This window comes from Lentzea sp. CA-135723, assembly GCF_050936595.1.
Classification (GTDB): domain Bacteria; phylum Actinomycetota; class Actinomycetes; order Mycobacteriales; family Pseudonocardiaceae; genus Lentzea.
This window is the reverse complement of record NZ_JBNJMK010000002.1, coordinates 188,485-203,219: the sequence shown is the minus strand read 5'-3', so window position 1 is coordinate 203,219 and position 14,735 is coordinate 188,485. Positions and strand designations below refer to the sequence as shown.

Annotated in this window: 14 protein-coding genes; 7 read left to right on the top strand and 7 right to left on the bottom strand. The window is 69.1% G+C overall.

From position 1 onward, the window contains the following. Positions 1-8: 8 nt before the first annotated feature. From ACQEU1_RS36860 to ACQEU1_RS36850, 3 genes are all read right to left on the bottom strand, one after another. Positions 9-440 carry a MarR family winged helix-turn-helix transcriptional regulator gene (locus ACQEU1_RS36860; RefSeq protein WP_433212584.1) on the bottom strand — a complete coding sequence of 144 codons (432 nt, stop codon included), beginning with the start codon at positions 438-440 and terminating at the stop codon, positions 9-11. Between the two features lie 582 nt (positions 441-1,022). After that, a complete protein-coding gene (gene uvrB, locus ACQEU1_RS36855; RefSeq protein WP_433212581.1) occupies positions 1,023-3,185 on the bottom strand; it encodes an excinuclease ABC subunit UvrB in 2,163 nt (720 codons plus the stop codon). Between the two features lie 66 nt (positions 3,186-3,251). Continuing rightward, a complete protein-coding gene (locus ACQEU1_RS36850; RefSeq protein ID WP_433212578.1) occupies positions 3,252-4,340 on the bottom strand; it encodes a DUF5685 family protein in 1,089 nt (362 codons plus the stop codon). Positions 4,341-4,390: 50 nt separating this feature from the next. On the opposite strand from ACQEU1_RS36850, the gene ACQEU1_RS36845 reads away from it, so the two are divergent. Then, a complete protein-coding gene (locus ACQEU1_RS36845; protein WP_433212575.1) occupies positions 4,391-4,900 on the top strand; it encodes a DUF402 domain-containing protein in 510 nt (169 codons plus the stop codon). A 142-nt stretch (positions 4,901-5,042) separates the two neighbouring features. Further along, complete coding sequence (locus tag ACQEU1_RS36840) at positions 5,043-5,507, top strand: DUF402 domain-containing protein (protein ID WP_433212572.1); 465 nt, start codon at positions 5,043-5,045, stop codon at positions 5,505-5,507. Here the strand turns inward: ACQEU1_RS36840 and coaE are convergent. From coaE to rpsA, 3 genes are all read right to left on the bottom strand, one after another. Then, positions 5,483-6,631: a dephospho-CoA kinase gene (gene coaE / locus ACQEU1_RS36835; RefSeq protein ID WP_433212569.1), complete on the bottom strand. Its 1,149-nt coding sequence runs from the start codon at positions 6,629-6,631 to the stop codon at positions 5,483-5,485. The two genes, ACQEU1_RS36840 and coaE, sit on opposite strands and share 25 nt — an antisense overlap. Before the next feature lie 56 nt (positions 6,632-6,687). Continuing rightward, positions 6,688-7,305: a hypothetical protein gene (locus ACQEU1_RS36830; RefSeq protein ID WP_433212566.1), complete on the bottom strand. Its 618-nt coding sequence runs from the start codon at positions 7,303-7,305 to the stop codon at positions 6,688-6,690. Positions 7,306-7,474: 169 nt separating this feature from the next. Continuing rightward, complete coding sequence (rpsA, locus tag ACQEU1_RS36825; protein WP_285639404.1) at positions 7,475-8,965, bottom strand: 30S ribosomal protein S1; 1,491 nt, start codon at positions 8,963-8,965, stop codon at positions 7,475-7,477. 179 nt (positions 8,966-9,144) lie between these two features. On the opposite strand from rpsA, the gene ACQEU1_RS36820 reads away from it, so the two are divergent. The 5 genes from ACQEU1_RS36820 (at position 9,145) to ACQEU1_RS36800 (ending at position 14,062) form a co-directional block, all read left to right on the top strand. Further along, the gene (locus ACQEU1_RS36820) at positions 9,145-9,978 is read left to right on the top strand and encodes a class I SAM-dependent methyltransferase (protein ID WP_433212563.1); all 834 of its coding nucleotides are present in this window, start codon (positions 9,145-9,147) and stop codon (positions 9,976-9,978) included. 11 nt (positions 9,979-9,989) lie between these two features. Next, entirely contained in the window at positions 9,990-10,910 is a 921-nt protein-coding gene (locus ACQEU1_RS36815; RefSeq protein ID WP_433212560.1) for an N-acetyltransferase family protein, read from the top strand. A 79-nt stretch (positions 10,911-10,989) separates the two neighbouring features. Next, a complete protein-coding gene (locus ACQEU1_RS36810) occupies positions 10,990-11,619 on the top strand; it encodes an ATP-binding cassette domain-containing protein (protein ID WP_433212557.1) in 630 nt (209 codons plus the stop codon). Further along, positions 11,616-13,490, top strand: a complete 1,875-nt coding sequence (locus tag ACQEU1_RS36805; protein ID WP_433212554.1) for a YhgE/Pip family protein — start codon at positions 11,616-11,618, stop codon at positions 13,488-13,490. Before ACQEU1_RS36810 ends, ACQEU1_RS36805 begins: the two co-directional genes overlap by 4 nt. Then, a complete protein-coding gene (locus ACQEU1_RS36800) occupies positions 13,487-14,062 on the top strand; it encodes a TetR/AcrR family transcriptional regulator (protein ID WP_433212551.1) in 576 nt (191 codons plus the stop codon). The genes ACQEU1_RS36805 and ACQEU1_RS36800 overlap by 4 nt, the downstream gene beginning before the upstream one ends. On the opposite strand, the gene ACQEU1_RS36795 is transcribed toward ACQEU1_RS36800, so the two are convergent. Then, positions 14,025-14,642, bottom strand: a complete 618-nt coding sequence (locus tag ACQEU1_RS36795; RefSeq protein ID WP_433212548.1) for a DUF4328 domain-containing protein — start codon at positions 14,640-14,642, stop codon at positions 14,025-14,027. The two genes, ACQEU1_RS36800 and ACQEU1_RS36795, sit on opposite strands and share 38 nt — an antisense overlap. Between the last annotated feature and the right edge of the window lie 93 nt (positions 14,643-14,735).

Here is a 14,735-nt window from a genome sequence, read left to right as displayed (position 1 = left end):
AGCAACGATTATCGCCCACCGAACACGGCCACGAAGCGAGTGAACAACCGAGCGAACTCCACCCGCTCCTCCTCGCTCCAGTCCGCCATCGCCACCGCACAGGCACTCTGCCGAGCCCGGTGCAGCTCAGCGGACGTGGCACGCCCCCGCGCCGTCCGCACGAGCAACACCCGCCGCCCGTCCGCCTTGTCCGCCACCCGCGACACCAACCCGGCCTCGACGGCACTGGTGACGAGCTTGCTGGCCCGCGGCTGATCGACGTGCAACGCCAGCGCCACACTGGAAACGGTCGCCTGCGCGCCGGCCCGTTCAGCGGCCTCGACGACATCGAGCACGTCGAACGCCGGAACAGCCAACTCCGCCAGGGCCCGACGAGACTGACTGCGCCGCACGGCGATCAACGCCTGCTCCACCGCAGCGAGGTGGGAATCCACATCCACCCCGAGATCATGGCCGCAATGAGCCCTGACGAAAGCAGTCCGCGCACATCTCACCCCAGAGGGCGATTTACGGCGGCGGCGCAAATCGTTATGCGGCGCCAAGGTTACGCACCGCGTTCACCGATCTAACCCACCGCACCCGAGGGCAGTGGCGGACGTTCTGCGGGTGCGGGATGAAGGCTTCAGGTCGAGCCGTGCGGATGCCTCCACAGTGGACGCACAAGATCACGTTGCGGAGCGGGGTTAGGGCAGGGGTATTGGGGACGGGGTGAGAACGGGAGTGGCGTAAGGGCAGGACGGGGCGGCGGCGGCAGAGGCGAGAGCTGGCAGGGCAAGCCGGAGCGAGGGCGGGCGAGGAGGCAGGAGCTGCGAGGTCGAGGCGAGAGCGGCAGGGGCAGATCGGGCGAGGGTGTCCGCGTGAGGCGTGGCGGCGTGCCTGCGTGACTTGGCCGCGTGCGCGAAGAGATCAGGGCCTGGCTTCCGGTGCGAAGTCAGGCCCCGATCTCCATCGTCACGAAGCGGCGATGGTTGGGCCACACCCGTTGAAGTTGTTGCGTTCCAAGGAAAGCGGCGGCCCGGGTGTTACTTGACGCCGGCCGCGTCCATGCCTCGCAGTTCCTTCTTCAGGTCCTGGATCTCGTCCCTCAGCCTGGCCGCCAGCTCGAACTGGAGGTCTCGGGCCGCGTTCATCATCTGGTCGGTCAGGGACTGCACCAGGTCGGCCAGTTCCGACCGCGCCATGCCTGCCCGCTCGTGCGAGGCCACGACGCCGGACGAGCGGCCGCCCTCGCCGGTGGCTCGCTTGCCGCGGGAGGCGTTGCGGCCGGAGCCGCCCACCGGGACCTCGTCCTCCGCCTCGGAGTAGACGGCTTCGAGGATGTCGGTGATCTTCTTGCGCAGCGGCTGCGGGTCGATGCCCCGTTCGGCGTTGTAGGCCTGTTGCTTGGCGCGGCGGCGGTTGGTCTCGTCGATGGCGTGCCGCATCGAGTCGGTGATCTTGTCGGCGTACATGTGGACCTCGCCGGAGACGTTGCGGGCCGCACGGCCGATCGTCTGGACCAGGGAGGTGCCGGAGCGGAGGAAGCCTTCCTTGTCGGCGTCGAGGATCGCCACCAGGGAGACCTCGGGGAGGTCGAGGCCCTCGCGGAGGAGGTTGATGCCGATCAGGACGTCGAACTCGCCCAGGCGGAGCTGGCGGAGCAGCTCGACCCGGCGGAGCGTGTCGACCTCGGAGTGGAGGTAGCGGACCCGGATGCCCAGTTCGAGCAGGTAGTCGGTGAGGTCCTCGGCCATCTTCTTGGTCAGGGTGGTGACCAGGACCCGTTCGTCCCGCTCGGCGCGCTCGCGGATGGAGTGCACCAGGTCGTCGATCTGGCCCTCGGTCGGCTTCACGACCACCTCGGGGTCGATCAGGCCCGTGGGGCGGATGACCTGCTCGACGAACTCGCCGCCCGCCTGGCCCATCTCGTACGGGCCCGGGGTGGCGGAGAGGTAGACGACCTGGCCGATCCGGTCGGCGAACTCCTCCCACGTCAGCGGGCGGTTGTCGAGCGCCGACGGGAGGCGGAAGCCGTGCTCGACGAGGTTGCGCTTGCGGGACGCGTCGCCCTCGTACATGCCGCCGATCTGCGGGACGGTCACGTGCGACTCGTCGATGACCATCAGGAAGTCGTCGGGGAAGTAGTCGAGCAGGGTGGCGGGGGCGGTGCCGGCGCCGCGGCCGTCGATGTGGCGCGAGTAGTTCTCGATGCCGTTGCAGAAGCCGACCTGCTTCATCATCTCCAGGTCGTACTGGGTGCGCATGCGCAGGCGCTGGGCCTCCAGCAGCTTGCCCTGGCGTTCCATCTGGGCGAGCGTCGTCTCCAGCTCGGCCTCGATGTCGCGGATGGCGCGCTCCATGCGCTCCGGGCCCGCCACGTAGTGCGTGGCCGGGAAGATGCGGAGGTCCTCGACCTCCTTCACCACGTCACCGGTGAGCGGGTGCAGGTAGTAGAGCTTGTCGATCTCGTCGCCGAAGAACTCGACGCGGACGGCCAGCTCCTCGTACGACGGGATGATCTCCACCGTGTCGCCGCGCACGCGGAACGAGCCTCGGGTGAACGACATGTCGTTGCGGGTGTACTGCACGTCGACCAGCAGGCGCAGGAACGCGTCCCGGTCGACCTCCACACCCGTCTCCAGCGGGATCGAGCGGTCGAGGTACGACTGGGGCGTGCCCAGGCCGTAGATGCACGACACCGAGGCGACCACGATGACGTCGCGCCGGGTCAGCAGCGACATCGTGGCGGAGTGGCGCAGCCGCTCGACGTCCTCGTTGATCGAGGAGTCCTTCTCGATGTACGTGTCCGTCTGCGGGATGTACGCCTCTGGCTGGTAGTAGTCGTAGTAGCTGACGAAGTACTCCACCGCGTTCTGCGGGAAGAGCTCCTTCAGCTCGTTCGCCAGCTGCGCCGCCAGCGTCTTGTTCGGCGCCATCACCAGCGTGGGGCGTTGCAGCTTCTCGACCAGCCACGCCGTCGTCGCCGACTTGCCGGTACCGGTGGCGCCGAGCAGCACGACGTCGCGCTCGCCGGCGCGCACCCGCCGTTCGAGGTCGGCGATGGCCGCGGGCTGGTCACCCGCGGGCTGGTACTCGCTGACCACGCGGAACTGCCCGTCGGTGCGGACGATGTCGCCGACGGGACGGTGCTCGGAGTGCGCCTTGACGGTGCTTTCCTCTGGCGGGAGCTCGGTTGCGAAAGCCACGGGAAGCACGTTACGCCGGGGGTCTGACAATTTCCGATTGAGGCAGGTCAGAGCCCCCGGAAGCCCTCAGTCGCAGGGGCAACAGCAGCAGTCGCAGTCGCACCCGCTGCAGTCGCAGTCGCAGTGGTTCTCCCGCCGCTTGTCGCTGCACGGCCCCGGGAACGGGTCGCGGCAGCAGAACTGGCAGGTCCCGCACATGTAGAGGAACGCCCCGCAGCCTTCGAAGCACCCGCGCGGCTGCGGCTGCCAGTTCAGCGCCGGGTACGCCCACAGCCCGCTGCCCGGATCCGACCAGGTGCGCTTGGAGGGGTCCCGGCGCTTGCCGAAGACCCGGATCACCGACTCCTCCAGCTCGTGCACCATCAGCTTGTGCACGAGCCGCCCGTCGGCGAACTCGACCTCGTCGAGGGCGAGTTTGATCCCCGTGAGGGCGTCCAGGCACAACCGGTGGGCCTCGGAGACCGGCGTTCCGGTGGCCACCAACGGGTTCCACGCACCTGACGCGCAGTCCTCCATCAGGTCCTCGGTCGCGTCGATCAGGTGCGCCACGCGCCCGAACAACCGCCCGACCTCGCGCAACGGCTCGGCGTTCTGCGGCCGGCCGGCGATCACCGCGGTCTGCGCGAAGGCGAACCCCGTCGCACTCTCCGTCGGCTCGGTCACGGCGAGCACGGAACTGCCGAGCCCCGCCGCCTCCTCCACGAGGGGCTGCCGCCGCACCGCGTCCACCATCACCGACGCGTCGAACCCGAGGTCGGACGCCGTGCGCAACCCCTTGTTCGCCCACCGCTGCGCGACCGCACGCCCGGCCCAGCCCACGCGCCCGGCGAGCCCGTCGCCGTCGTCCACGTGGTCCTGGATCTTCAGCGACGCCAGCACCAGCGACACCGACGCCGCCAGCCGCGCCCCGTCCCCGATGGCCACGTCCGCGGACTTCATACCCCGCAACGCACACGGCCCCGCAGTCCGTCGCGACACGACGGACTGCGCCTCCACCGCCGCGGAGATCATCAGCCCGTCGTAGTTGGTGACGAGACGCGAGAGGTGGCCGTGCTCGTCGCGCAACGACAGGCACATTCCACAGAGGTGAGACAGCCACGCGGACCGCAGCTCAGCGCCCATCCTGTTGCGACAGGGGCGGATGATCCCGAACATGCGCGGCATCCTAAGTGGCCGCGGCGCTCCGCGATGGCAGTATCGCTGACGTGGCACACATCCATCCGCCGAAGATCGAGTACTTCGACCTGGACGCCAAGAGCAACACCGACCCCAAGGGGCAGCTGAGGAGCGTCGACGAGTTCCGGCTCACGCCGACGGGCCTCTACATGTTCCGGCCCCTCGCCGGCCACCCCAAGATCAGCCACTTCGAGAGCTGGTTCCTGCCCAAGCTGAACCTGCGCGTGACGCGGCAGTCCTGGCACCCAGGCCACCAGCTCGACTTCGACTTCTACGTCGACGTCGTGGAGATCAACGCGATCGGGAGTGTCTGGAAAACAACCGATCTGTACCTCGACCTGATAGTCAGGACGGGCCGCAGCGTGACCGTTCTGGACACGGACGAGTTGATCTCCGCTGTTCAGCACGACCTGGTGTCGCCGCAACGCGCGCAATGGGCGTTGGAGACCACCTACTCGGCGGTGTCCGGTATTTCAGCGCACGGTCACGATGTGGTCAGGTGGCTCACCTCTTCGGGTTGTCCTACCGCCTGGCGTTGATACACAGAGTGTGGTCGTCATCTGACCGTGACGTAACGAATCGACCCGGCGTGTAACTGCGAGCACTTATTTGACTACGCTCGGCGGCGTGGGAGCGGTCACTACACCTCAGTTGGTCGATGTCGTCGACACCATTTCGGGCGTGCGCGCTTATTCGTCCGGTGGCTCGCGAACGCTCAGTTCGTGCAACGTCGAACGGTGGGGTCTGCGCATCGAGCATCCCACCCCGGAGGACCCGTTCTCGGACTCCGAGGTCACCTGGCTGATGCCCGAACTGGGCCTGCGGCTGACCACTTACCGCCCGCGTTCGCGGCACGCCCGCAGCACCCCGAGCGTGCTGTCCGCCGTGCGCGTCGAACGCGACCACCGCCACTGGCAGACGACGGACCTGCTGCTGGGTCTCGCCGTCCCCGGCGGCACGGTGGCCCGCATCGTCCGCAGCGAGGACTTCGCCGCCGCCGTCGCGGGCCGCGTGCTGCGCCCCGGCGACGCCGACCAGGCCCTGCGCACGGTCCACCGCACCCTCGAAGAGCTGAGCAACGTCAACCACAACCTGACGTCGTGGCTGACGTGGCACGGCATCTACGACTCCTGGCCGCCCCTGTAGGCCAGGACCCTCTTGGTGGCCTGCTCCATCCACGGTTCCTTCGCGTCGCCGTACGCGAACCCGGTGGAGTCGGCCGCAAACCGCTGGGACAGCTCCAGCTTGAGCGCGGCGTACTCCTCGCGGGCCTGCGCGTCCGCACGCAGCCAGTCGCGGAAGTCGACGGCCCACCGCCAGCCGGGCCCGTCCTGGACGCGCAGGTGCAGGTTCACCCGCCGTCCCGGGTCCGCGCTCGCGTGCACGCGCTTGCTCCAGTCGCCCTCACCGCGCGGGGTGTCCTCGAGCGGCCCCACGTACGGGAAACCGGCCTGCGCCAACGCTTCCCTGAGCCCGTCGGCCGTCTCCATGTCCTCGACGGCGAGCTGGAAGTCGAGCACGTCCTTGGCGGCGAGCCCCGGCACGGACGTGGACCCGATGTGCTCCACGTGCCGTCCGCCGGCGGCGAGACCGATCCGGCGGGCGATGCGCCGGGCCTGCGCGGGCCAGCGTTCGTCGTAGGGCACCACGATCGGCGAACCCGACGCGTACGTCTGCGTGCGCACGTTCTTCTCGAAGCCCACCAGGCGGTCCCACAGGTTCGTGACGTCCGGGACCTCGCCGCTGTTGTCCAGCCACACGTCGGCGACGGCCCTGCGCTGCTCGTCGGTGGCCTGCGCGGCGATGCGGTTCCCGGCGTCCTGCCGGTCCATGCCGCGGCTGCCGACCAGCCGTTCCAGCCGGGTCTCCTCGTCCGCGTAGACGACGATCACCAGGTGGTACACGGCCGCGATGTCGCGTTCCACGAGCAACGGGATGTCGTGCACGACGACGGCGTCCGCGGGTGCCTCGGCCATCCGCTGCCCGGTGAGCGCGCCGATGCGGGGATGCGTGATCCCGTTGAGCGTCTGCCGGGCCTCCTCCGTCGCGAACGCCTTGGCCGCCAGCGCCGCCCGGTCGAGCGTGCCGTCGGTGTTCAGCACGTCCTCGCCGAACGCCTCGACGACCTCCGCGAGCCCCTCGCTGCCCGGCTCCAGCACCTCCCGCGCGAGCTTGTCCGCGTCGATGACGACGGCGCCGTTCGCGGCGAGCAGCCGTGCGACCGTCGACTTGCCGGACCCGATTCCCCCGGTCAACCCCACCCTCAGCATGCCGATCAGGTTAGCCGGGGCGGTCACCGGTGTCCGCTGTGGACGCGTCCTCGCCGTCAGACCGGCGGCGTCATGGCCTGCTGCGCCAGCACCGGCAGCACCGCGACGAGCTTCTCCTTGGGGACGAAGTTGTTGCGGTTGCGCACGACGAACGTCGACTTGCCGAGCGACCCGATCAGCAGCTGCTCGTCCTTGGCCTCGATCAACGTCCCCTTCTGCTTGCCGACGTCGACCTCGGTGATCTTCGCTCCTTCGCCCCGCTCGGCCTCGACGCTCTCCGCGACGCGCGTGCGGGCCGTCAGGTCGTCGACGTAGGTCGACAGGCCGATGACGATCTTGGCGTCCGGCAGCCCCTTCTTCTCGGGAATGCCGTAGTAGCAGTCGACCTTGCCGGTCTTGCCGATCCCGGGTTCCTTGATGCCGATGATGATCCGCGGCTCGCCTTCGATCTCCTGCCCCAGCGTCGCGTTCATGACGTCGACGGGCACGATCAGCTCGCAGTCGTCCGGCAGCGCCCGATCCACCATCAACGGCACCCGCGAGGGCGTGGTGGGAGGCGTGATCTTCGGAATCTGCGGCGGCGGCGCCTGGGTCTGCGGCACAGCGGTGGAGCAGGCCGCGCTGAAGGTCAGCGCCACCGCGCCCAGTGCCACGAAGAACTTGTTCCCACGCATAGGTTTGTCAACCTACACAACGAGGTTGGCCCTCCACCACAGAGTGAAGGGGTGGACCTGGGGGCACTGCCGAAGAGCACCCGAAGGTGAGGTGACGGCGCGGTGCTCGAACGCGGAAGGCCCCCGCACCGGGGTGCGGGGGCCTTCGCGAAGCGGTCTAGCTAGCGACTCACATGCCGCCCGACAGCTTCTCGCGGAGAGCCGCGAGCTGCTCGTCGGAGGCCAGCGTGCCACCGGACTGGGCCGGCGCGCCGACGGACGTGGACGGGGCGTCGCCACCGGAGGTGTAGTTGCCCGCACCCTCGGCCGAAGCCTCTTCCTCGGCCTCGGCGGCCTTGCGGATCTGCTTCATGTGGGCCTCGTAACGAGTGTGCGCCTCGGCGTACTGGCGCTCCCACTCCTCACGCTGCTTGTCGAAGCCGTCCTGCCACTCCTGGGTCTCCGGGTCGAAGCCCTCGGGGTAGATGTAGTTGCCCTGGTCGTCGTACTCGGCGGCCATGCCGTACTGGGTCGGGTCGAACTCGGTGTCGACCGTGAAGCCCTCGTTGGCCTGCTTGAGCGACAGCGAGATGCGGCGGCGGTCCAGGTCGATGTCGATGACCTTGACCATGACGTCGTCGCCGACCTGCACGACCTGCTCCGGGATCTCGACGTGGCGCTCGGCCAGCTCGGAGATGTGGACCAGGCCCTCGATGCCCTCGTCCACGCGGACGAACGCACCGAACGGAACCAGCTTCGTGACCTTGCCCGGCACGATCTGGCCGATCGCGTGGGTGCGGGCGAACTGGCGCCACGGGTCTTCCTGCGTGGCCTTCAGCGACAGGGAGACGCGCTCGCGCTCCATGTCGACGTCGAGGACCTCGACGGTGACTTCCTGGCCGACCTCGACGACCTCGGACGGGTGGTCGATGTGCTTCCAGGACAGCTCCGAGACGTGGACGAGACCGTCGACGCCACCCAGGTCCACGAAGGCACCGAAGTTGACGATCGAGGACACGACGCCCTTGCGGACCTGGCCCTTCTGCAGCTGGTTGAGGAACTCGCTGCGGACCTCGGACTGGGTCTGCTCGAGCCACGCGCGGCGGGACAGGACCACGTTGTTGCGGTTCTTGTCCAGCTCGATGATCTTGGCCTCGAGCTCGCGGCCGACGTACGGCTGCAGGTCGCGGACGCGACGCATCTCGACGAGGGAGGCGGGGAGGAAGCCGCGCAGGCCGATGTCGAGGATGAGGCCACCCTTGACGACCTCGATGACGGTGCCCTTGACCGGCTCGTCCTTCTCCTTGAGGGCCTCGATGGTGCCCCACGCGCGCTCGTACTGGGCGCGCTTCTTGGAGAGGATCAGGCGGCCTTCCTTGTCCTCCTTCTGGAGAACAAGTGCCTCGACCTCGTCACCGACGGAGACAACCTCGTTGGGGTCGACGTCGTGCTTGATCGACAGTTCGCGCGAGGGGATGACGCCCTCGGTCTTGTAGCCGATGTCGAGCAGGACCTCGTCCCGGTCGACCTTGACGATCGTGCCCTCAACGATGTCGCCGTCGTTGAAGTACTTGATCGTCTTGTCGATAGCTGCGAGGAAGTCCTCCTCCGTCCCGATGTCGTTGATCGCGACCTGCTTGGGCGCAGCGGCAACGGGGGCGGTGGTGGTGTCGGTGGACATTAGGTAGGTGGCTCCGGTACGGATTGGCATTGATGGCTTGGTAGTGGTGCGCGCGCAGCGTCGCAGCGACCTGGAATCCGGCGGTCTTGGATCATGGGCAGCACTAACCCACTACGCACGCGATATCGTACGCGGCCGCGAGACGCGCAAGCAAACCAGCCCCCATGTGAAGGAGCAGTGTGTCCAACCAGCACGCGAGCGCGGAACGAGCGCTCGGCACCGCCGGGATCGTCAAGCGCGGGGCGGACGCCGCGGAGTCGCGCGTGGCGAACCGGATCTGGTGGGACGCGGACGCCGACGACTACCACCAGACCCACGGTGACTTCCTCGGCGCGGCCGACTTCGTGTGGTGCCCGGAGGGCGTCAAAGAAGAAGATGTCAGGTACCTGGGCGAAGTCGCAGGTCAGCGCATCCTCGAAGTGGGCTGCGGCAGTGCGCCGTGCGCACGTTGGCTCAAGGACAACAAGGCGGACGTCACGGCGTTCGACATCTCCGAGGGCATGCTGCGCCACGCGCGCGCGTACAACACGGAGACCGGCATCGACGTCCCGCTCGTGCAGGCCAGCGCCGACCAGTTGCCGTTCCGCACCGACTCCTTCGACGCCGCGTGCAGCGCGTTCGGCGCCGTGCCGTTCGTCGCGGACGTCCAGGACGTCTTCGGCGAGCTGGCCCGCGTGCTCAGGCCCGGCGCGCCCTGGGTGTTCTCGGTGAACCACCCGATGAGGTGGATCTTCCCGGACGACCCCGGCCCGCTGGGACTCACCGTCACGCAGTCGTACTTCGACCGCACGCCCTATGTAGAGGTGGACGACGACGGCAAGGCCACGTACGTGGAACACCACCGCACGCTCGGTGACTACGTCCGCGCGCTCACGAACACCGGTTTCGTGGTCGAGGACCTCGTCGAGCCGGAGTGGCCGAAGGGGCACACCCGCAACTGGGGCCAGTGGAGCCCGCTGCGCGGCAGGCTCTTCCCCGGCACCGCGATCTTCCGCACGCGCCTGACGTCGTAATCTCACGTGCCATGACCTCGGCACGCGGACTGGTGGCGGCCCAGTCAGCCCGGTTCGCCGCACTGGACCCGTTGCTCCCGCCCGCCACCGACCTGCCGTCCGACGGCCACGTCATCACGGCGGCGCTGGCGGACGGCACGCGCGTGGCCGGGGTCGTCAGCCACCAGAGCTTCGAGCCGCACTCGACCACGCGGCTGTGGTCGGCGGCCGAGGTCTGGGAGATGCTGCCGCTGGTCGGCACCGCCCAGGGCGTTGACGCGCTGCTCACGCGCTTCCGCCGGCACCTCGACACGCAGGAGATCGGCGACGACACGGCGTGCGTCGTGCACTGGCCGAGCCGCGACACCCAGGCCGCGCGGGCGTTCCTCGACCACGGCCTGGTGCCGCTGTCCGTGCTCGCCGTACGGCTGCGCACGCCCGCACAGCACGTCTCGCGCACGCTCACGATCCGCCGGGCCACCCCACACGACCTCGAAACGGTCCTGGAGCTGTCGCTCGCCGAACTGGAGTACTCCTCCTACGTCGGCTCCACGATCGTGCGTCCCAACGCGGCGATCGTGAAGCGCCGCGCCCTCGTCGAACGTCTGAAGAACGCCAGCCCGATCTGGCTCGCCGAACGCGACGGCATCGCGGTCGCCCTGGCCGAGTGCGCGATCGTGTCCTCCGAACCGGGCACCGCCGCGGCGGCGAGGCTCCCGCGCGGCCGCTGGGGCTATGTGAACTGCGTCTCCGTGCTGCCGGGCGCCCGCGGCACGGGCGTTGGCCAGCAGCTTCTCGCCTACGCCCACCAGGAGCTGCATCGCATGGGCACGGTCGGCACGTACCTCTACTACAACCCGCCGAACCCGCTGAGCAGCGTCTTCTGGCCGCGCCAGGGCTACCGGCCGCTGTGGACCGTCTGGGAAGTACGCCCCGCGTCCGCCCTTAGGTGACCTATGTCCGAGTTGCCAGCGGCAGAGGTCTGCGCGAGAATTTGTACTGACCGGTCAGTTTAAAAGGAAGGTAAAGGCCGTGGAGATCCACGCAAGTCGCGCAGGCGTCAACGGGGGCCATGGTCCCCTGCTCCGGCCGACTTCGCTGACCGTGAAGCCCGGCGAGCTCACGCTGGTCGCGGGCGAACCGGGCGGCGGCCACACGGCGCTGGCCCTCCTCCTCTCCGGCCGTATGAAGCCTTCGACGGGCGAGGTGTCACCGGACGCGAAGACGCTGCGCAAGCGCGTCGTCCTGGTCGACGCCCCCGAGGTGAACGAGCCGGAGGAGTCGCTGACGCTCGCGGCCGTCGTCGGCGAGGAGCTCGCGATGAACCGCATGCCGTCCGGCAAGAAGGCGGTGCACGACTGGTTGGTCGAGCACGCCGCCGACGAGCACGCGGACAAGCGCTTCGAGCACGTCCCGGCGCAGACCCGGTGCGCGGTGATGCTCGAACTGGCCGCCTCACGCCCCGGCGTCACGGCACTGATCCTCGACTGCCCTGACCGCTACCACCCGAACCCGCGCGAGTGGTTCGCACTGGCGAGCGACCACGTGACCCCCGAGCGGTCCGTCGTCGTCCTGTGCTCGAACTCCTCGGCCCACATCCTCGACATTCCGCACGCGCGCCTTGGTGAGGACAACGACACCAAGATGGAGATCACCGCATGAGCGCCCTTCGCATGGCCTTCAACGAACTGCGCCGGATCACCTCCGGCAAGCTCCCCAAGCTCGCCGTCCTGGCTCTGGCGCTGGTGCCTCTGCTGTACGCGTCGCTGTACCTGTACGCGAACAAGGACCCGTACGCGAACCTCGACAACGTCCCCGCCGCGCTGGTCGTGAAGGACAAGGGCGCCAAGGACCTCAACGCCGGCAAGGACGTCGCCGACGAGCTGCTCAACGGCAAGAAGTTCAACTGGAAGGTCGTCGACGACGCGGACGAGGGCGTGCGCAAGGGCGAGTTCATCTTCGCGCTGACGCTGCCGGAGGACTTCTCCGAGGCGCTCACGTCCGCCGAGCAGAACAAGCCGCGCCAGGGCGTGCTGACCCTGACCACCAACGACGCCAACAACTACCTCGGCTCCACGATCGCGAACCAGGTCGTGAACGAGGTCCGCAGGGCCGTCACCGCGAAGATCTCCACCGAGGCCGCCGACAAGCTGCTGCTCGGCTTCTCCACGATCCGCCAGGAGACCACCAAGGCCGCGGACGGCGCCAAGAAGCTCGCGGACGGCAGCGCGACGTTGCGCGACAAGATCACCGAGCTCGACACCGGCGTCCAGCAGCTCGCACCCGGCGCGACCCAGCTGAGCAACGGCCTGCACGACCTGCGCGCCCAGGCCGGGCAGCTGCCCGACGCCACGAAGAAGCTCGCCGACGGCGCCCGCCAGGTCGCGACCGGCAACGAGACCGCCGCGCGCGAGGCGGAGACGTACGCGGCGAAGGCCCAGGAACTGGTCGGCGGGCTCGACAAGTTCAACGGCGACGTCGCCACCCGCCTGCGCGCCCTCGGCTTCACCGAGGAGCAGGTGCAGAACGTCATGACCACGCTCGGCCAGGTCCGCAAGCCTGTGGACGACGCCAACACCAAGGTCCAGGGCGCGGCCGGTGACCTGCGCAAGCTCGCGACCGGCGCGGACCAGGTCGCCGACGGCGCCGAGCAGCTCTCGGCGAAGACACCCGCGCTGACCGCCGGCATCGCGAAGCTGGACGACGGCGGCACCGCGCTCAATGGCGGGGTGCAGAAGCTGGCGACCGCAACGCCGCAGCTCAAGGACGGTGCCGCCCAGCTCGCGACCGGTGCAGCAGACCTGAGCACCGGCCTGTCCGGCGGCGTCGACAAGATCCCGAACCAGGACGACCCGACCCGTGCCGCGATCGCGCAGGCCATCGGCGACCCGGTGGCGGTGCGCGGCCTGTCCCAGACGAAGGCCGCCACGTACGGCGCGGGCCTCGCCCCGTTCTTCCTGGGCCTCGCGACGTGGATCGGCGCGTTCGTGCTCTTCCTGCTGCTGCGCCCGCTCTCACGCCGTGCGCTCGCCGCGGGTCAGTCCGCGCTGAGGGTCGCGTTGGGCGGTTGGCTTCCCGGCGCACTCCTCGGCATCGTGCAGGTGCTCGTGATGTTCACCGTCGTACGGTTCGTGGTCGACATCGAGCCGTCGAACCCCCTCGGCACGTTCGGGTTCCTCGCGCTGATGTCCCTCACGTTCGTGGCGATCCTGCACGCGCTGAACGCCGCGTTCGGCGCGGTCGGCAAGTTCCTCGGCCTGATCCTGCTGATCCTGCAGCTGGTCAGCGCGGGCGGCACGTTCCCGTGGCAGACGATCCCGGTGCCGCTGTACCCGCTGCACTACGGCCTGCCGATGGGCTACGCGGTCGACGGTCTGCGGCACCTCATGTACGGCGGTGACCTCGGCAGCGTCGGAAAGGACGCGCTGATCCTTCTCGCCTGGCTGGTCGGAGCCCTAGCCTTGACGTCCGTGGCGGCCTACAAGCAGCGCGTGTGGACAGCGTCCAAGCTGAAGCCGGAGCTCGTGCTGTGAGCGCGCGGACGACGGCGACGAAGCAGAAGCTCTTCGACGCGGCGCTGAAGCTGGTCGGCGAACGCGGCGCGGCCTCGGTGACGGTCGACGAGATCGCCGCGGAGGCGGGCGTCGCCAAGGGCACGATCTACTACAACTTCGCGTCGAAGGACGCCCTGGTCGAAGCGCTGCTGCACCACGGCGTGGAGATCCTCGCGGGCAGGCTGCGGTCCGCCGAGGCGTCCGAGGACTCGCTGGAGGCGCTGGTCGACGAGATGCTCGGCTTCTGGGCCGAGTACCCGGCGTTCGGCCAGCTCCTCGTGTCGGAGCTGTGGCGCACACCGGGCCAATGGCACGGCACTCTCTCGTTGCTGCGCGACGACATCGTGTCGATCGTGCGCGGTCAGATGAAGCGCCTGTCCGACGCGGGCCGCCTGCCGGAGGGCGTGGAGGTCGGCACCGCGTCGGCGGCGTTGTTCGGCACCCTGCTCGTGATCGCGCTGGACTGGCAGGTGTTCCAGCCGGAGCGGTCGCGGGCGGAGGTGCGCGAGTCGGTCATGCTGCTGGTGCGGGGGATGCGCTCGGCACGCTGACCTGCATCTCGTTGACGAGCCAGATCATCCGGCCGGCCAGCACGGCGGCCACGACCGAGAGCGGGGTCGCGATCGTGAGCATCACCGCGACGTCCCGCAGCGGGCTCGTTCCCGCGAAGTCCTCCGGCACGCTCAGCTCAGCGACGGCCGAGAGCGTGGTCGAGCCGAGGTAGGTGAGCCACCAGGCCCGGACGAGGCCGCTCAGGGGCCGCTGCCACAACCCGACCGTCGGCTGCGTGCGGTCGGAACCGCGCCAGATGTCCTGCATGACCGCGTACGGGATGTACACGTTCGCGAGCGGGATGATCCACCCCACGAACACCCAGGGATTCGTCCAGCGGGCGTGGTGCGTCGACGTGATGGCGTCGGCGTTGCGGCGTGCCCGGTGCATCCAGGCGACGAACGCGATGCCCGCCGCGACGTGCGCGAGCGACGAGAGCCCGTAGGCGGCCTCGGCGGCCTCCGCCGAGGCGGAGGTCCACGCCAGCGCGGCCTCGACGGCCTCGGCGGCCACCGCGATGGCGATCGCGGCCGTCGCCGCCACGCCCAGGGCATGCGCGGGCCTGACAAATGAGCTCATCGAATTGTCCCCCAGACAACACACGTCCCCCCGACGTCGGCGCGGAGCGTACAGGCTCAACGCCCGATCGAGCGATGCAGTTGACCGAGCGGC